The sequence below is a fragment of the Rothia sp. HMSC078H08 genome (genome assembly GCF_001808955.1).
Lineage (GTDB): Bacteria > Actinomycetota > Actinomycetes > Actinomycetales > Micrococcaceae > Rothia.
This window is the reverse complement of sequence record NZ_KV795256.1, coordinates 284,127-307,440: the sequence shown is the minus strand read 5'-3', so window position 1 is coordinate 307,440 and position 23,314 is coordinate 284,127. Positions and strand designations below refer to the sequence as shown.

The 23,314-nt window shown below is 60.5% G+C and carries 16 protein-coding genes; 15 read left to right on the top strand and 1 reads right to left on the bottom strand.

Features of this window, described 5'->3' with window-relative positions:
* Positions 1–109: 109 nt before the first annotated feature.
* On the bottom strand, positions 110–1,342 hold the full coding sequence (locus HMPREF2528_RS06630; protein WP_070543353.1) for a polyprenyl synthetase family protein: 1,233 nt from the start codon (positions 1,340–1,342) through the stop codon (positions 110–112).
* A gap of 185 nt (positions 1,343–1,527) precedes the next feature.
* On the opposite strand from HMPREF2528_RS06630, the gene dinB reads away from it, so the two are divergent.
* From dinB to ftsZ, 15 genes are all read left to right on the top strand, one after another.
* Positions 1,528–2,949: a DNA polymerase IV gene (gene dinB / locus HMPREF2528_RS06625; protein WP_070543351.1), complete on the top strand. Its 1,422-nt coding sequence runs from the start codon at positions 1,528–1,530 to the stop codon at positions 2,947–2,949.
* A 240-nt stretch (positions 2,950–3,189) separates the two neighbouring features.
* Entirely contained in the window at positions 3,190–3,591 is a 402-nt protein-coding gene (locus tag HMPREF2528_RS06620) for a DUF3040 domain-containing protein (RefSeq protein WP_049359885.1), read from the top strand.
* A 553-nt stretch (positions 3,592–4,144) separates the two neighbouring features.
* Complete coding sequence (gene mraZ / locus HMPREF2528_RS06615; protein WP_070543349.1) at positions 4,145–4,576, top strand: division/cell wall cluster transcriptional repressor MraZ; 432 nt, start codon at positions 4,145–4,147, stop codon at positions 4,574–4,576.
* 104 nt (positions 4,577–4,680) lie between these two features.
* Positions 4,681–5,745, top strand: a complete 1,065-nt coding sequence (gene rsmH, locus HMPREF2528_RS06610; protein WP_070543346.1) for a 16S rRNA (cytosine(1402)-N(4))-methyltransferase RsmH — start codon at positions 4,681–4,683, stop codon at positions 5,743–5,745.
* Positions 5,746–5,765: 20 nt separating this feature from the next.
* Positions 5,766–6,782: a cell division protein FtsL gene (locus tag HMPREF2528_RS06605; RefSeq protein ID WP_012903819.1), complete on the top strand. Its 1,017-nt coding sequence runs from the start codon at positions 5,766–5,768 to the stop codon at positions 6,780–6,782.
* A gap of 62 nt (positions 6,783–6,844) precedes the next feature.
* Positions 6,845–8,710 carry a peptidoglycan D,D-transpeptidase FtsI family protein gene (locus tag HMPREF2528_RS06600; protein ID WP_070543344.1) on the top strand — a complete coding sequence of 622 codons (1,866 nt, stop codon included), beginning with the start codon at positions 6,845–6,847 and terminating at the stop codon, positions 8,708–8,710.
* A 168-nt stretch (positions 8,711–8,878) separates the two neighbouring features.
* Positions 8,879–10,624 carry a Mur ligase family protein gene (locus HMPREF2528_RS06595; RefSeq protein ID WP_070543342.1) on the top strand — a complete coding sequence of 582 codons (1,746 nt, stop codon included), beginning with the start codon at positions 8,879–8,881 and terminating at the stop codon, positions 10,622–10,624.
* Positions 10,617–12,236: a UDP-N-acetylmuramoyl-tripeptide--D-alanyl-D-alanine ligase gene (murF, locus tag HMPREF2528_RS06590; protein ID WP_070543340.1), complete on the top strand. Its 1,620-nt coding sequence runs from the start codon at positions 10,617–10,619 to the stop codon at positions 12,234–12,236. Before HMPREF2528_RS06595 ends, murF begins: the two co-directional genes overlap by 8 nt.
* Positions 12,237–12,242: 6 nt before the next feature.
* A complete protein-coding gene (gene mraY / locus HMPREF2528_RS06585; RefSeq protein ID WP_005506552.1) occupies positions 12,243–13,448 on the top strand; it encodes a phospho-N-acetylmuramoyl-pentapeptide-transferase in 1,206 nt (401 codons plus the stop codon).
* The gene (murD, locus tag HMPREF2528_RS06580) at positions 13,448–15,034 is read left to right on the top strand and encodes a UDP-N-acetylmuramoyl-L-alanine--D-glutamate ligase (RefSeq protein ID WP_070543337.1); all 1,587 of its coding nucleotides are present in this window, start codon (positions 13,448–13,450) and stop codon (positions 15,032–15,034) included. Before mraY ends, murD begins: the two co-directional genes overlap by 1 nt.
* A 149-nt stretch (positions 15,035–15,183) precedes the next feature.
* Entirely contained in the window at positions 15,184–17,361 is a 2,178-nt protein-coding gene (locus HMPREF2528_RS06575) for an FtsW/RodA/SpoVE family cell cycle protein (protein ID WP_070543335.1), read from the top strand.
* A gap of 211 nt (positions 17,362–17,572) precedes the next feature.
* On the top strand, positions 17,573–18,673 hold the full coding sequence (murG, locus tag HMPREF2528_RS06570; protein ID WP_049337569.1) for an undecaprenyldiphospho-muramoylpentapeptide beta-N-acetylglucosaminyltransferase: 1,101 nt from the start codon (positions 17,573–17,575) through the stop codon (positions 18,671–18,673).
* The gene (gene murC, locus HMPREF2528_RS06565; RefSeq protein ID WP_070543333.1) at positions 18,673–20,172 is read left to right on the top strand and encodes a UDP-N-acetylmuramate--L-alanine ligase; all 1,500 of its coding nucleotides are present in this window, start codon (positions 18,673–18,675) and stop codon (positions 20,170–20,172) included. Before murG ends, murC begins: the two co-directional genes overlap by 1 nt.
* Before the next feature lie 9 nt (positions 20,173–20,181).
* Positions 20,182–21,822, top strand: coding sequence for a cell division protein FtsQ/DivIB (locus HMPREF2528_RS06560; RefSeq protein ID WP_246823905.1), 1,641 nt, complete (start codon positions 20,182–20,184; stop codon positions 21,820–21,822).
* Between the two features lie 196 nt (positions 21,823–22,018).
* Positions 22,019–23,200, top strand: a complete 1,182-nt coding sequence (gene ftsZ / locus HMPREF2528_RS06555; protein WP_005506541.1) for a cell division protein FtsZ — start codon at positions 22,019–22,021, stop codon at positions 23,198–23,200.
* Positions 23,201–23,314: the final 114 nt, after the last annotated feature.

The window sequence follows — 23,314 nt, the reverse complement described above, 5'->3', positions numbered from 1 at the left end:
CGGCTCAGAACTATAGCTAAATACGTTGAGGCGGCATACTTCGGTATGCCGCCTCAACCTATTTAACGTTTATATGTGCTGGACCTCTACGCCTTGCGACGTAGCGCATCTATGCCTTGCGACGCAGCGCACGGCCCACAATATCGGTCAGTGCCGCATGCGTCAGCTCGTCCAGGTTCATCGCCTCCAGCGCCTCAAACACAGCCTGAGACTTCTGCTCAATCAGCTGCTCATGCTTGGCGAAAGCGCCCGAAGAAACCATCAGCTCACGGATGCGCTCCACCTGCTCATCGCTCAGCTCGGGGTCACCCAAGCTATTGTGCAGAAGCGCCGCATCCTGCTCGTCGAGGACGGCGGAGGTGAGCGCCACCAGCACGGTACGCTTACCCTCACGCAGGTCATCGCCAGCGGGCTTGCCGGTCACCTCGGGCTGGCCGAAGACGCCCAGCTCGTCATCACGCAGCTGGAAGCCCTCACCCAGCGGCAGGCCGAACGCGCGGTAACCGGCAAGTACCGGGTGCTGCTCGCTCACGGCACCGGTGCCGTTCTCCAGCGCGGCAGCCTGCAGAGCCAGAGCACCACCAATCGTGAAGGGGTGCTCGCAGGAGTACTTGGCGGACTTGAAACGAATCACGTTCAGGGCACGCTGTAGAGCCGCCTGAGCGTCCTCGGTTTCGAGAACCTCGGAGTAGACGTCCAGATACTGACCCGCCAGAACCTCGGTGCGCATCCGGTCAAAAATAGTGCGCGCAGGGGCGCCATAAATCGCTCCCTCACCCAGGGACGCGAAAACCTCGGCAGACCACGCCAGGGTCAGGTCACCGGCAAGAATACCGCCGGTCAGACCGTAGTTGAAAGCATCACCGCGCCAACTATTCTGCTCGTGCGCCGCCTCGAAACGCTTGTGCACGGAGGGAGCGCCGCGGCGGGTATCGGAGCGGTCGATAATGTCGTCGTGAATCAGTGCGGAGGTCTGGAACAGCTCCACCGCCATGCCGGCCTTCACAATAGACCAGGACGCGCGGTTCTCGGTTACTGGTGCACCGCCGGCACCTCGCCAACCCCAGTAGCTCAACAGGGCACGCAGGCGCTTGCCGCCGGTGGAGAGAGACTCAATAGCCTCCAGCAGGGGTAGAGTCTCAGAAGAAATGCCCTCAAGTAGCTCGCGCAGGCGGGTAAAAAACTCCGCCATGAGAGTGTCAAAAGCGTGAAGGTAGGCTCGCTGCTCTTCAGCAATACGCTCAGCGAGGTGCGCAGAAGTCGCCGGGATATTCGGTGCCGCTACGGTGAGGCTCTCGGTCGCCTGGGGAGTGGGTGCTCCGGAAGGAGAAGGGGGAGTCATACTATCCTCGCTGATGGTCGCTGTGTACGGTCCTGATGCGGTGCGGTGTGCACTTCTTCTAGCTTAGTGGAGAAAAGTCCAAGAGAACGCATTTGCGAACATGTTTGCGATAGGTTGCCTCTATTTTTCGTAGAAATGTGCTATATTTTCGGTAGGTAGGCGTAGAAGCTATGAGAGGAGGCGACATGGGGCAGGCGCGAACCAGCAAGAACAGCGGCTCAAGGAACGGCCGCGTCATTATGCACCTGGACATGGACGCCTTCTTCGTCAACGTCGAACTCCTCGAAAACCCCGCTCTGCGCGGCGAACCCATTATCGTGGCGCCCCTGGGCCCCCGTTCGGTTGTATGCTCCGCCTCCTACGAGGCGCGCGCCCACGGAGTGCACTCCGGCATGCCGCTCAGTCGCGCCCGAAACCTCAGCCCCAACGCGACTGTCCTGCCGCTGCGCGGCGACTACCGGCACTACTCCCGCGCCGTCATGGCGATCCTGAACGACCTGAGCCCTTACGTTGAACAGGTCAGCGTGGATGAAGCCTTCGTGGACCTAACCGGCGCTTATCTGCACGGCCAAGACCCCGTCGCCCTGGCGCAGAGCGCTCGCGACCGCATCGCGCAGGAACTCTCCCTGCCCTCTTCCGCGGGGGTTGCGCCCAATAAACTACTCGCCAAAATGGCGTCCACCGGTAGCAAGCCGAACGGGCTGTGGGTTATTCCGCCCGAGCGCGTTCAAGAATTTCTTGACCCGAGAAAAGTCTCCGACTTGTGGGGAGTGGGTGCGAAAAGCACCGAGCAGCTCTCCCGATACGGTATTCACACCATTGCCCAGATGAGGTCCATGAGCCTGGACTGGCTCAAAGAACGCTTCGGCACTGCCCAGGGTGAGCATCTCTGGGCCATGGCGCGCGGCATTGACGAACGCCCCGTGGTGACCGAACGCGAAGAGAAAAGCATGGGTGGCGAGCACACCTTCGAGACGGATACGACCGATGCCCAGGAGGTGAGCGCCGCTATTCGGGAGCTGAGCCTCAAATTGGGAAAGCGCCTGCGCGCCGCCGGGAAACTTGCCGGAGGGCTCAGCCTCAAAATCCGCTACAGCACCTTCGAAACGCACACCCGCGCTATTGCCCTGAACGTGCCCGTAGACTCCGGCATGCAGATTGCCTCCCTGGCATTGGAAGCCCTGCGCGCAGATGAAATCTTGGTGGGGCAGGCGGCGCCCCGCGCCCTGCGACTCATCGGAGTGCGCGCCGAAAAGCTCGCCCGCGCAGAAGACGGAGTGCAACAAACCCTCTTCGACTCCATCGAGAGCGGGGCAAACTCACGCTCCGCACAAACTGGCTCTGCAAAAACTGCCTCCGCACAAACCGTCTCCGTACAATGGGGCGGCGGGGGAGCTGGTAATAGTCCGCAGAACGGTACTCGCACAGGGTCTGGTATTCACTTGGGATCTGGCGCGCGCCTCGTGAAAAGCGGCAGATGGTCCGAGGTGGAGCATGTCATGGACGCCATTCACCGCAAGTACAGCCGCGAAAGCCTCAAACCCGCCTCCGGGGTGGCTGGGCCGGAACAGAAAGCCGAGGAAAAGGCTGGACAAAAAGCCAAGTAAAAGACTGGGCAAAAGGCTGAGGAAGGGAACTATGCTGAGGGAAAGCTCCGCCGAAAGGATGGCACCCTCCACAGAAGACCTTAAGGCGCTTCTGCCTGAAAAGAATGCGCCAACCCCACCCGGCGCGGTACCATGGGAAGCATACGACGGGAAGAAGCGCTCACCGCGCCAGCTGATGCACTAGCTAACCCGGCTGATACCGACGTCATCTTGAGCAGAGACACCTCAAAGGAGAAAACGATGGCACTGTCCGAGCGCGAACAGAAGGTTCTGGACCAGCTTGAAGAACTCATGAGCAATGAGGATCCGCACTTTGCCTCCTCCATGTCTTCAACCGGCAATACTGCGCCGGTTTTTAGTGCTCGCCATTTGGCTCTCGGTATTCTCTTCGTTCTCATCGGCCTGGGCATCATTATTGGCGCGGTCGCATCTAACATGATTTGGCTGGGCGTATTCGGCTTCCTCTTCGCGGCCGGTGGCGTGTACTTCGCAACCACCAGCAAGAAGACCCCGGTGGATTCCTTCCTCGGCGGTAAGGCAGAAGGCGCAGCCCGTGTGCGTCAGCGCGAGCAGAAGGATCAGTCTTCCTTCATGAACCGCCTGGAGAACCGCTGGGACGAACGCAATAACGGCCAGTTCTAGTACTGCTTTGGTGCAATAGTTTTTCTCACGGCTAGTATTTCTCGTGGCTGAGCATCCGTACTCTCTAGGGTCTTAAGACTTCATCAAGACTTCACAGGCGGAAGGTAAGAATTCTTACCTTCCGCTTTTTCTATGCCCGAACCAGTGAGAGAAGGATGTTTTAGAGGCGGACGGATGGGGCACACTGACTGCTGCAACTGGCCCCGTCATTGACTCTGTACTTGAGTCAGGGCATAGCAAACATGATGAAGGCGGCCCGCTGAGCGGAAACGCCCGAAGCTGTGTAGAAGCTGTGCGGCAGCGTTAAAAATGCAGAAGAGAGCATAAAAACACTAAAAGATACTCTGCCGGGTGGGGTAGGTGGTGGAAAGTGGGGTAAAGTGGAGGGGAAAGCTGAAAGTCAGTCCTATCGCCGTGCCCTCAAACAGACGGCGGAGGCGTCGGCCCGGCACACCCCGCCACCGGCACCTACAGGATGTGTGGAGCAACCACGCTCCCGCAGGCTTCAGCACAACGGCACACATCAGGGGCACACATCGGGGAGGTGAAGTGAATGTTCTTAGGTACCTACTCACCACGAATGGACGCCAAAGGACGCATCATCCTTCCCGCCAAATTCCGTGAGGAACTCTCAGCAGGCCTCGTTCTGCCCCGCGGTCAAGAACGATGCCTGTACGTTTTCCCCGCCGCAGAATTTGAACGCATCCACGAACGGATGCGCACCGCGCCCCTGCCCGGACGAGCCGCCCGAGACTTCCTGCGAGTCTTCCTCTCAGGAGCCTCAGACGAACTGCCCGACAAGCAGGGACGCATCACCATCCCGCCGATACTGCGCCAATACGCAGGACTGACCGACAACCTCGTCGTCATCGGATCCGGTACCCGCGCAGAAATCTGGGATGCAGCCGCCTGGGAGGAATACCTCGCCCGCACCGAAGCTGAATTCGCTGCCCTCGACGAGGACCCGTTCAGCCCGCTACTCTAGTCGGCACCCCGCCGGTGCGATGGCTACCGCCAGGCATCTCTCTACCACTACCGCACCACTCTTCCGTAAGCTTTCCCGCAGGACAAACTCTCACAGGAGCACCCATGAGCGTAGACCACGCCCCCGAAACCGGTACGACCGCATCCGGCGCTGCCGCCAAGGTCACCGGCGCATCCATTGAGAACCTCTCCCAGCGTGAAGCCAGCGAACGCCACGTGCCCGTCATGCTGGACCGCTGCATTAACCTGCTGGCACCCGGCATTGAACGCGCCGTTGAGGAGCGCGGCACCGCCTACGTTATTGATGGCACCCTCGGTATGGGTGGCCACTCCGAGGCGCTGCTCGAACGCTTCGAAAACCTTGTACTCATCGGTATTGACCGCGACCTGCAGGCGCACGCCATTGCCGGCGAACGCCTGGCACGCTTCGGTGACCGCTTCGTACCCGTCCACGCCGTCTACGATGAGATTGACCGCGCCATGGAAGCTGCCGGCGTGCAGGGCATCGACGGCATCCTGATGGACCTGGGCGTCTCCTCCATGCAGCTGGACGAACGCACCCGAGGCTTCGCCTACTCCTACGACGCGCCCCTGGACATGCGCATGAACTCCGAAGACGAGCTCACCGCCCGCATCGTCGTCAACGAATACAGCGAAGACCAGCTGCGCCGCATTATCCGCAACTGGGGCGAAGAGAAGTTCGCATCGCGTATCGCCCGCGCCATCTGCACCGCCCGCGCCAACGCACCCCTGGAAACCACCGGTGAGCTCGTGCGCATTATCCAGAAGGCTGTGCCCGTCGCCGCGCAGCGTACCGGCGGCCACCCCGCCAAGCGCACCTTCCAGGCGTTGCGCATCGAAGTGAACCACGAACTGGAAGCCCTCGAACGCGCCGTACCGGCGGCCCTGGAGGCGCTCAACCTTGGCGGCCGATTCGTTGCCATGAGCTACCACAGCCTCGAAGACAAAATCGTCAAGAGGGCACTGACCGCAGAGGCAACCTCCAAGGCGCCCAAGGGCTTCCCGGTAGAGCTTGAAGAACACAAGCCCACCGTCAAATTCATTACCCGCGGCGCCGAACCGCCTACCGACGAGGAAATCGAACAGAACTCCCGCGCCGCCAGCGCCAAGCTGCGCGCCGCCGAGAAGATCCGCATCCCCGCCAAGTAGAAGACAGAAAGCGAAGAAGAGTGAGCACCCAGCACGCATCCCAGCGCCCCACCCGCACCCAGGGCGCCCCGCGGAGTCGACGCGCCGGTTCCTCGCGCCCTGCCGCCGGCACCCCCGGCGCCGTTGGCTCTACCCGCGCATCCTCTACTGGCTCTACCGGCGGCTCTACCGGGGCGAGCCGCGCCTCCACTCGCGCCCACTCCGGTCGCACTCGCACCGCGCGTCTGGAGCCGGTCACCGCCTCCCAGCCGGTGGTCCGCCCCGTCAGCACCGCCGCATCTCACGGTGGTAAGCGCACCTCAACGAACGCGAGCCGTGTTCCCTCGAGCGTCCGTGCGGCAGCACGCACCGAAGAAGCACGCGAAACGAAGCCCAAGCAGCGTAACCCGCTGTCCACTGTGCGCCGCCGAGCCCGTAAGCTCAGCCCGCCCACCATGCTCGCTGTTTTTGCGGCAATTCCGCTGACCCTGATTTTTATTCTGCTGCTTAACGTGCTGATTGTGACCCGACAGTACGACATGGTGGATTTGCGCGCGCAGGAACAGCGCCTCGTGCAGGAGAACCAGGCGCTGCAGCAGGAGATTGGTTTCAAGGAAGCCCCGCAGGATTTGGCGATACGCGCCAGTACCCTGGGCATGTTTGTGAGCTCTTCGCAGGCGACCCTGAACCTGCAGACTTCCACGATTGAGGGCACCCCCGCCCCGGCTGCAAGCCCCACCGGTATTGAAGGATCCAAGCAGGAGAACCTGATTTCGCCGCCGGCAGCGGGTTCGGAAGAAAGCTACGCCAAGGGCATTGTGGATGCTGACAAGTCTGTTCAGCAGCGACACAGCCAGGCGAGCGCTACGGCAAAGGCATCTGCAAGCGCCTCGGCAAGCCCCGCGCAGCAGGCTAACCCCGCTCAGCAGGCCAACCCCGCTCAGCAGGCCAACCCCGCACCGGCGAATAGCGCCCCTGCTAGCCCGGCTGCTTCCGCCGCACCGAGCGCCGCTCAGCAGCCCGCAGCTAGCCCCGCGGCAAGCCAGGTTGCACGATAAACAATATTGACCACAGGATGCGTAGCATCACCGATAGACTAGACCAGCGAAAGGACCACCGCATGAGCTCCGACGCGCGTAAGAACGCGAACGAATCGGCATCCGGTCAGCCGGACCTGACCCGCCGTGGCTTTGTCGCCGGCGCCGCTGCCACCTGTGCTCTGGGCGTCATTGGTGCGAATCTGTTTATCCGCCAGGGCTTTGATCCCGGTGCGGTGGCGAATGCGTCCCGTCAGAAGCGTTTGCGCTCCCAGGTGCTGCCTGCTGTGCGCGGCCAGATTCTGGATATCAACGGCAATGTCATGGCGCGTACTGTGCAGCGCTATAACCTGACCGCTGATCAGAGTGCCGTGGCGACCTTCAAGCGTTACAACGAGGACCGCACCCAGAAGATTGAGGTCACCCCCAACCAGCTGGTGTACGAGATGGTCGATATTCTCAAGACCGTTGACCCGGGCATTACCGACGAGTTCATCAAGTCCAAGCTGGACGGCACCTCCAAGTACTCGGTGATTAAGGCAAATATCACCCCGGAAATTTTCAATAAGATTGATGCCCTGGGTGCGCCCTTCATCTACGGTGAGGCGTTCTCTCAGCGCCTGTACCCCAACGGTAGTGTGGGCGGTTCCGTGGTCGGTAAGTACAACATTGTTGAAGAGGCAGACGGCAACGGTACGGGCGGTACGGTGTCCCGTAACTACTCCGTGGGCATTGAGCGTGTCTTTGAGAAGGAGCTTGCCGGTACCCCCGGTGAGCGCACCTACGAGATTAGCGCTGATGGCGTGCGTATCCCCGTAGCGAAGGAAGAGCAGCGCCTGGCGGTGGACGGTAAGAATATTCGCCTAACCATTAACCGTGATGTGCAGTATTTTGCGCAGCAGGTGGTGCGTGCCCGCGCCGAGGAGCTGAAAGCTGAATGGTGTACCGCCATTGTTATGGATGTGCGTGACGGCTCCATTTTGGCTCTTGCTGATTCCTCCACGATGGACCCGGGCGCGGCAACCATTGAGGACGCGGCGGACATGACCCCGCGCGCTATTTCGCAGAGCGTGGAGCCCGGTTCGACCGAGAAGATGCTAACTGCTTCGGCGCTGATTGAGCAGGGCCTGACCACCCCGACTAGCGTGTATGATGTGCCCGCGACCCTCACGATTGACGGCCAGACTTTCAAGGATGCGTTTGAGCACGGGGCGCAGCGGCGTACTTTCTCGGGCATTATTCATGACTCGATGAACACCGGTACGGTGCTGGTCGGTCAGAAGCTCAGCAAGGAAGAGCGCTACAACTGGTTGAAGAAGTACGGCGTCGGCGAGTTTACCGGCATTGAGCTGACCGGTGAGGAGCAGGGTATAATCGCTGATTGGCGTGATTGGGATGGCCGTCAGCAGTACACTGTGCTGTTCGGTCAGGGTGTTGCGCAGACTCCGCTGCAGACCGCCATGATTTTCCAGGCGCTGGGCAATAAGGGCGTTCGTCTGAAGCCGCGCATTGTGGACGCGATCATTGACGCCGACGGTACCGAACATAAGCGTGCCGTAGAGCCTGGCGAACGCATGGTCAGCGAGGAGACTGCCGCTTCCTGCCTGACTCTCATGGAGAATGTGGTGGAGCAAGGCCACGCCCGTCCGGCGAAGGTGACCGGCTACCGCGTGGGCGGTAAGACCGGTACTGCGGAAACTCCGAGTGAGAAGGGCGGCTACGACGGCAACACGACGTCCTTTATTGGTGTGGCGCCGATTGAGAACCCGCAGTTCTTGGTGGCGGTGACCATGCAGCGTCCTGAGGGTAGCGTGGGTGCGAACGGTACGACGGCTGAGTTCTCCAAGATTATGGAGAAGACCCTGCACACCTATAATGTGCCGCGTTCTACCGGTGAACCGGAGTTGATTCCGCTTTTTGCTGAGGATAGCCCCAATAAGACGAGCTAAAGGCGAGCGGGGGAGAGGTTCCCGGTAGCTGATTCGTGATGAAGAAGCCCCGGGACTGAACACCTGTCGAAGCCTAAAGCCCGTAGAATATTGAATGACCCTGTGTGCCTTGAGCGCATTGACCATACAGAGCTCACCGCTTCGGACAGCGGAGAGGAAAGAAGGACGATGGATACCGCATCTCACGCACCCGGCCAGAACCTGCTGGGCGGCGACGCTCAGACTCTGCGCCCGAATTCTGTGCGCCCGGTGAGTTTGGCGCACCTTCGCGAACATCTGCAGGGATTGGGTGCTCAGGTGAGTTCCCAGCTGGCTAGTGGCGTTCAGGGTTCTGAATCCGGTGATTCTGTTGAGGTTACCGGTATTAGCATGGACTCCCGAGGCGTGCGCCCGCAGGACCTGTACGTGGCTCTGCCCGGTGCGAAGGTGCACGGTGCGCAGTTTGCTGAGGCCGCGTTGAATCTGGGTGCTTCCGCTATTTTGACGGATGCTGCCGGTGCGCAGCTGCTGGGTGAGGCGCCGGTGCCTGTCCTGGTGACTGAGAACCTGCGCGAGTATGTCGGTCCGTTGGCTGCGCTGATTTATGGTTCGGCGTCGTTCCCCGCTACCCATCGTTACGCGGTGACCGGTACGAACGGTAAGACCACCTCCACCTACATGCTGGAGTCGGTGTTCCGCACCGGCCTGGGTGTGAAGACCGGTCTGATTGGCACTATTCAGATTCTGATTGATGGTGTGTCGGTTCCTTCGAAGATGACCACCCCGGAGTCTCCTCACGTGCATTCTCTGCTGACGATTATGGGTCAGCAACAGGTGCGTTGCGCGGCGATGGAGGTGTCTTCGCACGCGATTGATTACCACCGTGTGGACGGTGTGAAGTACGCGGTTGCAGGCTTTACGAATCTGACCCAGGACCACCTGGATCTGCACGGCACCATGGAGCATTATTTCGAATCGAAGGCTCAGCTGTTCACCCCCGAACGTGCCGAGCTGGCTGTGATTACTGCTGATGACGAGTGGGGCGAGAAGATGTTCTCCGCCGCTTGCGAGCAGATGGGTGCGCAGCAGGTGCACCGTCTGGTGACTGCTCGCGGTGCCGGTCTGGCTGAGGTACCCGCAGAGTTTGGTGCCCGCGACTGGGCTGTGGTGAAGGTTCAGCGTGAGGGCCTGGGCCACCGCTTCCACGTGGCTAATGGCGCAGGTGAGAGCGTTGAATGCTACACCGGTCTGCCCGCTGACTTTAACGTTTCGAATGCTGCGCTGGCGGCCCTCATGGCGTACCTGGATACTGACTCTGCTGAGCGTGAGCGTCTGCTGCCTGAGCTGGTCTCCGGTGCGGCTCTGACTCCGGTGGTGCCGGGTCGTATGCAGCTGATTTCTTTGGCTCCGCACGCGATTGTGGACTTCGCCCACAACCCGGACGGTCTGACCCGTGCCCTGGAGGCAATGGACCGCCCCGGCGACGGTAAGGTCATGATTGTTTTCGGCGCGACCGGCGAGCGTGACCAGCTCAAACGCCCGATTATGGGTGCGATTGCTGCGCAGAACGCAGATATTGTTGTCGTGACTGATGACGACCCGCACGGTGAGGACCCGGCTCCGATTCGTGCCGCCGTTGAGGAGGGCGCGCAGAAGGCTGAGAACCGCCGAGCCACCCAGATCCTGAACATTTCTCCGCGTGCCGCCGCTATTGATGCGGCAATTGCCCTGGCGGGCGAGCACGACGCCATCCTGATTGCTGGCCGCGGCCACGAAACCGAACAGGATGTTGACGGCGTGGATATCGCCCTGGACGACCGTGTTGAAACCGCCCGTGCCCTGCGTGCGCACGGTTTCGAGATTCTGCCTGATTACCAGCGCATGCTCGATGAAAGTGACTCTAAGACCGCTGAAGGTATGGTGAAGAATGATTAAGCTCAGCGCCGCCCAGATTATTGAGGCAACCGGCGGCACCGCTATCGGCCTGGAGGGCCGTGAGGAGCAGGTGCACGCAGACTTCGCCACTACCGACTCCCGTGAGGTGCAGACCGGCACCCTGTTCGTGGCGAAGCCCGGTGCGGTCACTGACGGTCACAGGTTCATCCCCATGGCGTTTGAGCGGGGCGCGACCCTGGCTCTGGTCGAGCGTGAAGTACTCGATGAGCAGGGCGTGCCCTACCCGAGCATCCAGGTGCCCGATGTGGTGCTGGCGATGGGCGATTTGGCGCGCTACTCCATCGAGCAGATGCGCGCTCAGGGCGAGCTGACCGTTATCGGTATTACCGGTTCTGCCGGTAAGACCACCACCAAGGACCTTCTTGCCGCCATTTTCACCCCGGAGGGCCCGACCGTTGCACCGGTCGGCTCCTACAACAGTGAGGTGGGCGTGCCCCTGACCGTTTTCCGTGCGGATGAGTCCACCCGCTACCTGGTCATTGAGATGGGTGCGGACCGTGTGGGTAACATCGAGTACCTGGCGAATATTGCGCGCCCCGATCACGGTGCAATCCTGAAGGTTGGTACCGCGCACGCTGGCGAGTTCGGTGGCGTGGACAATATTGAGCGCACTAAGGGTGAGCTGGCTGAGGGTGTTCAGCCGACCGGTTCCCTGGCGCTGAACGCTGACGATGAGCGCGTGCTACGCATGGCGTCGCGTTCGGTTGCACCCATTACCTACTTTGGTGTGGGCGAGAAGACCGACGCGAACGGCCAGCCCTACGAGCGCTACGTGGCGGCGTTGAACCTGCGCACCACCGACGCTGGCTGCCCCGAGTTCACTCTGCGCCTGCCCGACGGTAGCGAGTACGAGATTTCCTCGCAGCTGATTGGTGAGCACCACGTGCACAACCTGCTGGCTGCGGCGACTGTCGCCTACAACAGCGGTATTTCCGGTGAGAAGATTGCTCGCGCGCTCAATAAGGCAGCGGCAACTTCGAAGTGGCGTATGGCGCGCACCGACCGCGCTGATGGCGTGACCGTCATTAACGACGCCTACAACGCGAACCCTGAGTCGATGGCGGCTGCACTGCGCACTCTGGCGCAGCTGGGCCGTACCGTTGACCCGGCGACCGGTCAGCCCCACCGCACCTGGGCAGTTCTGGGCGCCATGCTGGAGCTCGGTGACGCCTCCGTGGAGGAGCACGACCGTATCGGCCGTCTCGTGGTGCGCATGAACATTTCCAAGCTGATCGCTGTGGGCGACGAGACGAAGCCCACCTACAATGCGGCTCACCTGGAAGGCTCCTGGGGTAATGAGGCGACCTGGGTGAAGACCCCGGAGGAGGCAGAGCAGATTCTGCGCGCCGAGGTTCGCCCCGGCGACATTGTGCTTTTCAAGTCCTCGAACGGGGCGAAGCTGGGCATTCTGGGTGACCAGGTTGCTTTCGCCGAGTACACTTTCGGCGCTGAGGAAGAGCAGGCACCGACCTGGCTTTCTGCCGGTGACTTTGTTGAAACCACCGATTTGAGCGACCACCTTGCCGCTCACCTGGACGGTGCCGCTAATGGCGACCGTACTTCGACCGAACAGACCACGAACGAAGGGTAGCGCTTTATGATTACCGTGCTGATTGCTGGAATCTTCGGATTCCTCATCTCCCTCACCGCGCTGCCGGTGTTCATCAAGAAGATGAAGTCCCTCAAGCTTGGCCAGCTCATCCGTGAGGAAGGCCCGGCAGCCCACCAGTACAAGGCGGGTACCCCCACCATGGCGGGTCTGATTTTCATCCCCGCGGCGATTCTCGCCTACTTCTTGACCCTGGCGGTGAGCGCACTGCTCTTTGGTACCGCGCCGGTACCGACCGCTACCGCGTGGCTGACCATCGCCTTCACCCTGGGCATGCTCGGTGTGGGCGCGGCGGACGACATCATGAAGTTCCGCAATAAGGGCAACGAGGGTCTGACCGAGAAGCAGAAGACCATCGGCCTGCTGGGTGTGACCCTGCCCTTTGCCTACCTGGCGTTCCAGTTCCCGAACGAGTCGGGTGCTCGTCCGGCGTCGACCGCTATCTCGTTCGTGCGTGACCTGCCCATCGACCTGTTCGCGGCGGGCGCGGTCTTCGGCTCCATCCTGCTGGTTGGTTGGATTACCCTCATCTCCCTGTCCGGCACGAACGCCGTGAACTTCACCGATGGTCTGGACGGCCTGGCTGGCGGCATCATGATGACCATCTTCTCCGGCTACCTGACCATCAGCATCTGGCAGTACGTGCACGCCTGCTCCGCTGGTGCCGGCACCGCCTGCTACGATGTGCGCGACCCCGGTTCGCTGGCGCTGATTGCCGCCTCCCTGGTGGGTTCGCTGGCTGGCTTCCTCTGGTGGAACGTGTCGAAGGCACAGATTTTCATGGGCGACTCCGGCTCCCTGGCACTGGGCGGCGCAATGGTTGCCTTCGCGCTGTTCACCCGCACCGAGCTGCTCCTGCTGGTCATCGCCCTGATCCCGGTGCTGGAAGTGTTCTCCGTGATTGTGCAGAAGTTCGTGTTCAAGACCAGCCGTAAGCGTTCGGTCGCGGCGGGGGAGAAGCCCCTGCACGCGCACCGTTACTTCCGTATGACCCCCTTCCACCACCACATGGAGAAGGTCGGCGTCAACGGCAAATACTCAATTGATAAGCGAGGCATTGCCCCCGGTACCGTCAGCAGCGGCGAAGTGAACTCCGTGTTCCGCCTCTGGGTTGTTAACGCCCTCTGCGTGCTCGTTGCCCTGGCGCTGTTCTTCGGTGACTGGTTCTCGCAGACTTCTGGAGTGATTCACTAATGTCAACTAATGAACAGCCGGATACAGCTCGCATTGAAGCGAACGCCGCCGCTATTGCGGTGAACCCGGTGTATGAGAACGAGCGCCTCGCGGAGCTGACTCACTGGGGTGCCCCCTGGGGTAACCTGCGCGTGGTCGTGGTGGGCATGGGTACCAGCGGCGACGCCGTGACCGATGTGCTCGCCCAGCTGGGTGCACATATTGTTGTCATCGACGGGGCTGATACCCCGGAGAAGCGTGAACGCATTGACCTGTACGCTAACGCCTACGGCAATGTTGAGGGCCTGTTCGGTCCCGAGCACATGCGTGCACTGCCCCCGGTGGACGGTCAGGAACCCGAGCTTGTGGTGACCTCCCCGGGTGTGCGTCCCGACCACCCGGTCATGCTGGACGCGTATGAGCGTCGCATCCAGATTTGGGGCGATGTGGAGCTGGCGTGGCGCCTGAATGAGCGCAGCGACCGCCCGACCCCCAAGTGGCTGTGCCTAACCGGCACGAACGGCAAGACCACCACCGTGGGCATGGTCGATTCCATCCTGAAGGCTGCCGGTAAGAAGGCTATTCAGGTCGGTAATGTGGGCATGCCCATCGTGTACGCGATTGCCGACGATGAGCCCTACGAGTTCTTCGCGGTGGAGCTGTCGAGCTTCCAGCTGCACTGGACCTACTCGATGTCCCCGTACGCTTCGGTGGTTCTGAACATCGCTGAGGATCACGTGGACTGGCACGGCTCCTTCGACGGCTACAAGGCTGATAAGGCTCGCGTGTACGAGCACACTCAGGTTGCTTGCATCTTCAACACCGACCACGTAGACACCCTGCGCATGGTCGAGAACGCGGACGTCATTGAGGGCGCTCGCGCGATTGGTTTTAGCTCCACTGAGATGCCTGCCGTGTCTATGCTCGGCTTGGCTGAGGACATCATGGTGGACCGCGCCTTCTTGAAGAACCGTTACAACGAGGCGTACGAGCTGGCGGTTCTGGAGGATTTGGCTCCGGCACCCGGTAAGATGCCCGCGAAGCATACCGTGGAGAACGCTCTGGCGGCTGCGGCGCTGTGCCGTGCGGCTGATATTGACCCGAAGGCTGTGGGCGCTGGCCTGCGTTCCTTCAAGACCGGTGCGCACCGCAACCAGCTGGTGGGTTATGCGAACGACATCATGTGGGTGAACGATTCGAAGGCTACGAATCCTCACGCCGCGAATGCGTCGATGAGCGGTTACCCCTCGCTGGTGTGGATTGCCGGTGGTCTGTCGAAGGGCGTTGAGTACGATGAGCTGATTGCTGCTCACGCTCAGCGCCTGAAGGCTGTACTGATTATCGGTACTGATACTGCGGCGTTGAAATCGGCGTTGGCTAACCACGCTCCGCAGGTTCCGACCTACAATATGACCGCCGCTGTGGCTGATTCTTCGGACGGCATTGCCGTGATGAACGCGGCCGTTGCGAAGGCTGCTGAGCTGGCGCATCCGGGCGATACCGTGCTGATGGCTCCCGCGTCTGCGTCGATGGACCAGTTCAAGAATTATGCGGTGCGCGGTGATGCGTTTGCGAACGCTGTTGCCGCCCAGCTGGCAGACTCTTAGGACGCTACCTGCAGGGGGCGTCTCGGGTGACCGGGGTGCTTTTTGCGGGTTCTTCTCGGGGGTGGGATGGTAATGGTGTCCCACCCCTGAACCTTTTTCGTGTAGTCGCCACGACGAATCCGTGGCAGTTGAGGCCTATAGGAGGGCATGTGAGTACCAGCGCATCTTCGGAGCGTTCGGCTTCTTCGGCGCGTTCGACCGCGAGTGGTCGTTGGGCGTCTTTGCGAGCCGGTTGGGAGGATTTCTCTGCGCCGTTCCGTGCTCGTGCCGATAGGCTGTACCGTCGTGGTTTGAAGGCTGACCTGTGGGATGTGCCGGTGATGCTGCTGATCACCACCTTGGGTCTGGCTATTTTTGGCTGCATTATGGTGCTGTCGGCCTCGAGCGTCACCATGATTTCTCAGGGCCAGTCGCCGTTCTCGCAGGTTTCGTCGCAGGTCATGTTCTTGGTTCTTGGCGTGATTGCGATGGCGGGTATTACGCGCATCCCGGTGGGTGTCTACCACAAGAAGTTTGTGGTGAACGCGATGCTGATTGCCGCGTTGGTCATGCAGCTTGCTGTGGTGGTCGTTGGCGTTGAGGTGAACGGTAACCGTAACTGGTTGAAATTCCCCGGCGGCGTGCAGATTCAGCCGTCGGAGTTTTCGAAGCTGGCGATTATTATGTGGCTGGCATGGGTGTACAGCCGCCACGGCGATATTTCTCGCAGTATTTGGCGTACTCTGTTCCCCTCGATTTATGGTGTGGGTGCCCTGGTGCTGCTGATTATGCTCGGCGGTGATATGGGTACCGCCATGGTGTACGGCTTCATCTTTGTGGGCATGATGTGGCTGGCGGGCGCTTCTCGTAGCTCGCTGCTGAAGATTGGCGGCGCGTTTGCGGCGTTGGCGCTGGTGGGCGTTCTCAGTAGCGCGAACCGTGTGGCTCGTATTTTCGGTGTTTGGGGCTCGTGCACGAACGCTAACTGTGACCAGGCGAATTCTGGTGAGGTGGCGCTGACGACCGGCGGCTTCTTGGGTGTTGGCCTGGGCCAGTCGCGTCAGAAGTACAACTACTTGGCTGAGGCGCATAACGACTATATTTTCGCCATTATTGGTGAGGAGCTGGGCCTGCTGGGTACGCTGGCGGTTCTGCTGCTGTATGCGGGCCTGGTGTATTGTGCGGTGCGTATTATGCTGCGCACTACTGACCCGCTGGTGCGTTTGGCTACGGGCGGCATCATGATTTGGCTGACTTCTCAGGCGATTATCAATATGGGCATGGTGTCCCGTATTTTGCCGGTGATTGGTGTGCCTCTGCCGTTTGTCTCCTATGGTGGTTCGTCGCTGTTGTCTTCGTTGTTTGCGGCGGGTTTGTTGTTGGCGTTTGCGCGGCAGACTCCGTTGCGTGGCGCGACGGCACCGTCGAATATTGAGACTCAGAGCGTGCGTGAGGTTCGTCGTGCGAATGCTGATTGGCAGCGTCGTACGCCGTTGCAGATTGTGCTGAATCAGGAGGAGGCAGCTCGTGCGGCTGCCGGTGGCCACCTGATGAAGGAACATAATCCTTTGAAGGTTGTTTTCGGTCCGGAGAGTACGTTGCGCCGCTGGTTGGGTTTTGCGCCGGATCAGCAGCGTGAGTTGTCTCGTATAGCTCGTGAGCAGCGGAAGGAGCAGGAGCGCCAGGCTCGGGAGCAGGCTCGTCGCGAGGAGGAACAGGCTCGCCGGGAGGCGGCGCAGGCTCGAGAAGAGGCTCGTCGTGCTCGTGAGGAGGCACGTCTGGCTCGTGAGGAAGCTGCCCGTGTGAAGGCGGAGCAGAAGGCTGAAGCTCAGAAACAGAAGGCCTCGCAGAAACCTGCCCCGCAGAAGCCTGCACCGAAGAAGGCAGCTCCGCAGAAGGCTCCCGCTCAGCCTCGTACCGGTCAGCAGGCTCGTGTTGCCCAGAAGAGTACTGCCTCTGCTCGAGCGGCACAGGGTAAGCCTGCTCAGCCTCGTACTGCTCAGCCCCGTACCGCTCAGCAGCCTGCTGCTCAGCCTCGTACCGCTCAGCAGCCCGCCGCGCAGAAGCGAGTGCAGCAGCCTCGCGGTGCCCAGACTCGTGGCGCCCAGCCCCGTAGCGCGCAGCACCGTCCGTCGGGTTCGCTGCCTGCGGGTCTGCAGCCGTTGCATCCTGAGGATCGTCAGCGTCGTGCCCAGCGACAGGGTAACCCTCGACAGAGTGCTCAGCGTCAGGCAGCGCCGCGACAGAATGCGCAGGCAAAGAGCGCTCCGAAGAACGGCGCTCAGCAACGTCCGGCTCAGGGCACGGCTCGGAACTCGGCTCAGCGGGGCACCCGCAAGCAGAGCTAAACCCAGCGGAACCCACCCCGTACAGTCGGCATCGTGAGAGCTAGCGTTCGGGGGAGCGGGGCTGTGGATTGCGCTGCCGCCGGTGATGAATATGCGCTGAATAAGAGATAACGCCCTCGCCGTTGAGTCCTAGCTCAACGGCGGGGGCGCTCTGTTGAACAGGCGCTATAGCGTAAAATGATGCTGTACCGATGTGTTGGGAGAAAGACCTATGACGAAGAAGGCGCCCTCTATAGTCTTCGCCGGTGGTGGTACCGCCGGTCATATTAATCCGATGCTCGCGATTGCGCGTGCGATTCGTGACCTTGAGCCGAACGCTAAGATCCTGATGCTGGGCACCGCCGACAAGATGGAAGCCGAGCTGGTTCCGGCAGCTGGTTTCGATATTGAGTTCATCCCTCGTGCGGCGTTCCCCCGTAGCATTAACCGTGCCGCTTTCGCTTTCCCCGCTAAGTTCTTTGGTGGCCTGTCGAAGACCCGCCGCATCCTCAAGGATGTAGATGCGGATGTGGTCGTTGGCGTGGGTGGCTATGTGTGCCCGCCGGCGTATTTGTCTGCGTTGAGCGCTAAGATTCCCGTGGTGATTCATGAGGCGAATGCGAAGCCCGGTTTGGCGAACCGCCTGGGTGGTACGTTCGCGAAGTTCACCGGCGTGGCGTTCCCTAATACTCCTTTCCCGCGTGCAACCCTGGTGGGCATGCCGATGAAGGATGAAATTGCATACCTGAACCGTGAGGCGCATCGTTCGAAGGCTCGCCGTAACCTGGGTCTGGACCCGCAGAAGCCGACCGTGATTGTGACCGGTGGTTCGCTGGGTGCGCAGAGCCTGAACAATGCGGTGGCGGCGTGCCGTGATCACTTTGCGGAGTGGGACTTCCAGATTCTGCATATTACCGGTAAGGGTAAGGCTGTTCTGGATAAGAATGGTGAGCCGTTGAGCGCGCCGAATTACCGTCAGATTGAGTTCAGCAATGGCATGCAGGATGTGTACGCTGCCGCTGATCTTCTGCTGGTGCGTTCGGGCGCGGCGACCGTCAGTGAGGTTGCTGCGGTGGGTGTTCCCGCGATTTTTGTGCCGCTTCCCATTGGTAATGGTGAGCAGGCTCTGAATGCTCGTTCTCTGGTGGAGGCGTCTGCGGCTCTGCTGGTGAAGGATGCAGAGGTCACCGGTGAGTGGTTTGCCCGTGAAATTCCGGCTCTTATGGCGAACCCGGAGGAGCTGGAGCGTATGGGCGCTGCGGCGTATGAACTTGGTATCCGTGACGCGGCGCGCGTTATGGCTGAAGCAGTATTGAAGGCAGCTGAGAAGTAATGACTGAATTGATGAATCTTGAGATGGTGTTGCCTGCACCGCTGAACCCGCCGTTCCCTGAGCGTGCGAAGATGAGCGAGTTGGGCCGTGTACACTTCATCGGTATTGGTGGCGCGGGTATGAGCGCTATTGCCGCTCTGATGCTGCAGGCTGGCGTGACGGTGAGCGGTTCGGATCGTGCCGAGTCGGCTACTGTTGAGTCTTTGCGTGCTGCGGGTGCTCGTGTGGGTGTTCCTCAGCAGGCTGAGAATATTGTGGATGTTGATACCGTGGTGATTTCTACTGCGATTCGTGAGGATAACCCGGAGCTTGTTGCCGCTCGTGCGCAGGGTCTGCGTGTGCTGCACCGTTCTGAGGCGCTTGCCGCTGTGATGGGTGAGTCTCAGGTGGTTGCTGTTGCCGGTACTCACGGTAAGAGCACGACCAGCTCGATGATTTCTGTGATGTTTGATCAGCTGGGTGCTGACCCGTCGTTTGCGGTGGGCACCGTGATTGCTGGTCGCGGCACGAACGCTCACCTGGGTGCTCAGGGCCCGGAGTCGATTTTTGTGGCTGAGGCTGATGAATCGGACGGCTCGTTTGTGCGTTACCGCCCGGCTATTGCTGTGGTGACGAACGTTGAGCCGGACCACCTGGATTTCTATGAGACCGATGAGCGTGTCTTTGAGGCGTTCAACCGTTTTGTGGGTTCGCTGTCTCCTAACGGTGTTGTGGTGACCTGCGCTGATGATGCGGGTGCGGCTGATTTGGCGGCTCGTTCTCGTGCGGCGGGTGTGCCCGTGGTGACCTACGGTGAGTCTGAGGATGCTGACCTGCGCATTAGCGAGATTACCAGTGCGGGTTCTTCCTCTTCTTCGCATCTGTCCTGGTCTTTTGAGTGCCGCGGTGTGCGTTATGAAGGCGAGCAGGATCTTGCTCTGAAGGTGCCCGGTATTCATAACCAGCTGAACGCTTCGGCTGCTTTTGCCTCGGCGTTGATTTCTGGTTACGAGGCTGCTGATATTGCTCGTGCACTGGCTGAGTTTGTGGGCGCTGACCGCCGCTTCACTCTGCGTGGTGAGGTTGCTGGCGTGAAGGTCTTTGATGATTATGCGCACCACCCGACCGAGGTCTTCCGTGCCCTGGAGACCGGCCGTACCGTGGCTGATGGCCACAACCTGTACGTGATTTTCCAGCCGCATCTGTTCTCTCGTACTCGCGAGTTCGCGAAGGAGTTCGCGCAGGCTCTGTCGATGGCTGACCGTGCTCATGTTCTGGATATTTACCCGGCTCGTGAGCTGCCGATTGAGGGTGTGACCAGTGAGCTGATTACCGGTGCTGGTTTCTCTGAGGTTCGTTACGCTACCGCTGAGGACGCTATTGAGGATATTGTGACGTGCGCTCAGGATGGCGATATTGTGATGACCGTTGGCGCTGGCGATGTGACCGCTTTGGGTGCGCGTCTGCTGGAGTCCCTGGAAATCCGTCACGGTGGCGAGTCGAAGAAGTCGGAGGCTTAGGCTGTGCCGATGAGTTCTGGTCTCTCTTCGGAGGGGCATTCCTCCTCGCGCGCGCCGAAGGCTCCGCGTTCGCGTGCTCGTTTGCGCGCCCAGCAGGTAGCTGAGAATGCGCAGGTTGAGGCTAAGAAATCTGAGTCTGTGCAGGCTGAATCTGCGCAGTCTCAGCTGACTCAGCCGCAGGCCACCCAGCCTCAGGTTGTGAAGAGCGCAGAAGCTACTGGGACTGCAAAGCCCTCGGAAGCTATGAAGTCTGTGGACGCCGTGAAGCCTGTCGAGGTTGCATCCTCGGAGGCTTCTGCCCAGTCTGCCGCTACTCAGCCTTCGAGCTCTGTTCGCCACATGCCGCGTAAGCCGGTGGTGCATAAGTCGCACAGCCAGAACGGTGCTGATTCTTCGGCGTCCAAGAGCGCTGCGGCGGTTCATTCTTCGGCGCAGTCTTTGAAGGATTCGGTGCGTTCTGCGCTGATGACCGGTCGTACCGTGTCTGAGGTTGAGCACGCGCCTGAGCTGTTTGATGTTGAGGCGTTTGAGGATTCTTCGTCGAAGACTTCATCCGCCAAGGGTGCCTCTGCTCAGCCTGCATCCTCGCAGTCGGTGAAGAGCGCAGAAAAGGAAGTAGCCGATCAGAAGGCTACTCAGAAGAGTTCTGACAAGAAGTCTTCTGCCGATTCTGTTGAATCTCGCGAAGAGTCTGCCGCTCAGAAGGCTGAGGAACGCGCCGATAAGGCGGGGGAGAAGGCTGTTGAAGAGCCTCGCCCCACGAGTCGTTTTGGTCGTTGGCGTGCCGAGCGTGAGCAGCAGCGCGCCGCGGAGATTGAGAAGGAGCGCGAGCGTGCGAGCCGTCAGGCTCACCGTGAGCGTCTGCGTCAGGATCCGGGTCTGGACGGTCTGCGTGCTGAGGAGCGCCCCCGTAAGGAGCGTGCGCCTCTGACTCGTGCCCGTAAGCTGCTGTACACCGCTTCGGCACTGGCTATTATCGCGGTGTTGTATGTGGTGCTGGTCTTCTTCTCGCCCCTGTTGGCGACTCAGAAGATTACGGTGCGCGGCACATCCCTGCTGGAAACCACCCAGGTGGAGCAGAAGCTTGAGCCTCTGCGCGGCGTTCCGCTCACTCGCATCGATGAGAAGAAGGTGCGTGAGCTGCTCGGGCAGGATAATGTGATTCGTAGCGTGCAGGTGGAGAGCCGTCCGCCGCATGAGCTGGTGGTGACTCTGAAGGAGCGTACCGCGGTTGCGGTTGTGAAGCAGGGCGATACGTACCATACTGTTGATAGCGATGGTGTGAGCCTTCTGGAGTCGGCGACTCAGCCCGATACCTCGGTACCGCTGGTTCGTTTCAGCGGTGATGACCCGCAGACTTCGGCTGAGTTCCGCACTATTTCTACCGCGCTTTCGGCGATGCCCTCTGAGCTTCTAGCTCAGGTTAAGGAAGCCGGCGCTACATCAACCTCAAGTATCACTCTAACCTTGAGGGATAATACTACGGTGCAGTGGGGAACCGCTGAAGAGAGCGAGTTAAAGGCTAAGGTCCTGCTTTCCCTGCGCCAGGCTATTGCCAAACGTGCTCAGGAGGAGAAATCTTCCGAGACACAGACGCAGAAGGTGACCGTCTATGACGTGTCTGCCCCGCGCGTACCGGTGACCCGTTAGGGGAACCAATCAGGCGCTTTATCCTCCCTTTTTGTGTGAAATCCGCAAAAAGAGGGGGTAATTGCGCTGTGTGACTAGGAACCGACAAAAACAGTTTGGTATCCTAGCAGATAAAGTCATTCTTTAGAGGAAACCTTCAGGCTTAGATTAAGCTGCGGGTCTTCCGAAGCTGGAACACGGAACAATCGAGGAATACATGGACGCTGGAACTCCCCAGAACTACTTGGCAGTCATCAAGGTCGTTGGTATCGGCGGCGGTGGCGTCAACGCAGTCAACCGCATGATTGAGGTTGGTCTGCGCGGCGTTGAGTTCATTGCTATCAACACTGACGCTCAGGCTCTGCTGATGTCCGATGCAGACGTTAAGCTGGACGTTGGTCGTGAGCTGACCCGCGGTCTTGGCGCGGGCGCAAACCCCGAGGTTGGCCGTCAGGCAGCCGAGGATCACGCGCAGGAAATTGAGGAAGTCCTCAAGGGCGCAGACATGGTCTTTGTGACCGCAGGTGAGGGTGGTGGCACCGGTACCGGTGGCGCACCCGTCGTGGCACGTATTGCCCGCTCCCTCGGCGCTCTGACCATTGGTGTGGTGACCCGCCCCTTCACCTTCGAAGGCCGTCGCCGCTCCAACCAGGCTGAGACCGGTATCGCGGCTCTGCGCGATGAGGTTGATACCCTGATCGTTATTCCGAACGACCGACTGCTGTCGATTTCGGACCGTAACGTCTCCATGCTGGACGCATTCAAGTCCGCTGACCAGGTTCTGCTCTCCGGTGTGCAGGGCATTACCGACCTGATCACCACCCCCGGCCTGATCAACCTTGACTTCGCTGACGTTAAGTCCGTCATGCAGGGTGCAGGTTCGGCTCTGATGGGTATCGGTTCGGCATCCGGTGAGGACCGCGCAGTGAAGGCAGCTGAGCTGGCTATCGCTTCGCCGCTGCTGGAAGCATCCATCGACGGTGCGCACGGCGTTCTGCTGTCCATTCAGGGTGGCTCCGATTTGGGTCTGTTCGAGATCAACGAGGCTGCACGCCTGGTTCAGGAAGTTGCTCACCCCGACGCAAACATCATCTTCGGTGCGGTTATTGACGACGCACTGGGCGATGAGGCTCGCGTGACCGTGATTGCTGCTGGCTTCGACGCAGTAAACCCGGAGACCAACTCCAACGCTTCCACTGCTGCGGCTACTCAGGCTCAGCGCACCCAGGCATCCTTCGGCGGCTCCACCGCTCCGGCTGCTAACGGCTACGGCTACAACGCACCCGCTGCTGCTCCGGCTTCCACCGGCGCTGCTGGCTTCGACGTTGACCTTCCCCCGGTTGTAGAGGAAGCTCCGGCTCGCCGCGACACCCTGGATGTCCCTGACTTCCTGAAGTAGTCTGCCCGGCTGTGAACGCATAGGCGTTGCACGGCTGAGAGTCTTATGAAGCTATAGGGGAGCTGAGAAACACGCACATTGTGCTGTTCTCGGCTCCCCTTTGCTATACCCGCC

Coding starts and splice junctions, on each gene's coding strand:
- murF (WP_070543340.1), top strand. CDS start 10,617: ATGATTAAGCTCAGCGCCGCCCAGATTATTGAGGCAACCGGCGGCACC.
- HMPREF2528_RS06595 (WP_070543342.1), top strand. CDS start 8,879: ATGGATACCGCATCTCACGCACCCGGCCAGAACCTGCTGGGCGGCGAC.
- HMPREF2528_RS06560 (WP_246823905.1), top strand. CDS start 20,182: ATGAGTTCTGGTCTCTCTTCGGAGGGGCATTCCTCCTCGCGCGCGCCG.
- HMPREF2528_RS06600 (WP_070543344.1), top strand. CDS start 6,845: ATGAGCTCCGACGCGCGTAAGAACGCGAACGAATCGGCATCCGGTCAG.
- dinB (WP_070543351.1), top strand. CDS start 1,528: ATGGGGCAGGCGCGAACCAGCAAGAACAGCGGCTCAAGGAACGGCCGC.
- ftsZ (WP_005506541.1), top strand. CDS start 22,019: ATGGACGCTGGAACTCCCCAGAACTACTTGGCAGTCATCAAGGTCGTT.
- mraY (WP_005506552.1), top strand. CDS start 12,243: ATGATTACCGTGCTGATTGCTGGAATCTTCGGATTCCTCATCTCCCTC.
- murD (WP_070543337.1), top strand. CDS start 13,448: ATGTCAACTAATGAACAGCCGGATACAGCTCGCATTGAAGCGAACGCC.
- HMPREF2528_RS06620 (WP_049359885.1), top strand. CDS start 3,190: ATGGCACTGTCCGAGCGCGAACAGAAGGTTCTGGACCAGCTTGAAGAA.
- murG (WP_049337569.1), top strand. CDS start 17,573: ATGACGAAGAAGGCGCCCTCTATAGTCTTCGCCGGTGGTGGTACCGCC.
- mraZ (WP_070543349.1), top strand. CDS start 4,145: ATGTTCTTAGGTACCTACTCACCACGAATGGACGCCAAAGGACGCATC.
- murC (WP_070543333.1), top strand. CDS start 18,673: ATGACTGAATTGATGAATCTTGAGATGGTGTTGCCTGCACCGCTGAAC.
- HMPREF2528_RS06630 (WP_070543353.1), bottom strand. CDS start 1,342: ATGACTCCCCCTTCTCCTTCCGGAGCACCCACTCCCCAGGCGACCGAG.
- rsmH (WP_070543346.1), top strand. CDS start 4,681: ATGAGCGTAGACCACGCCCCCGAAACCGGTACGACCGCATCCGGCGCT.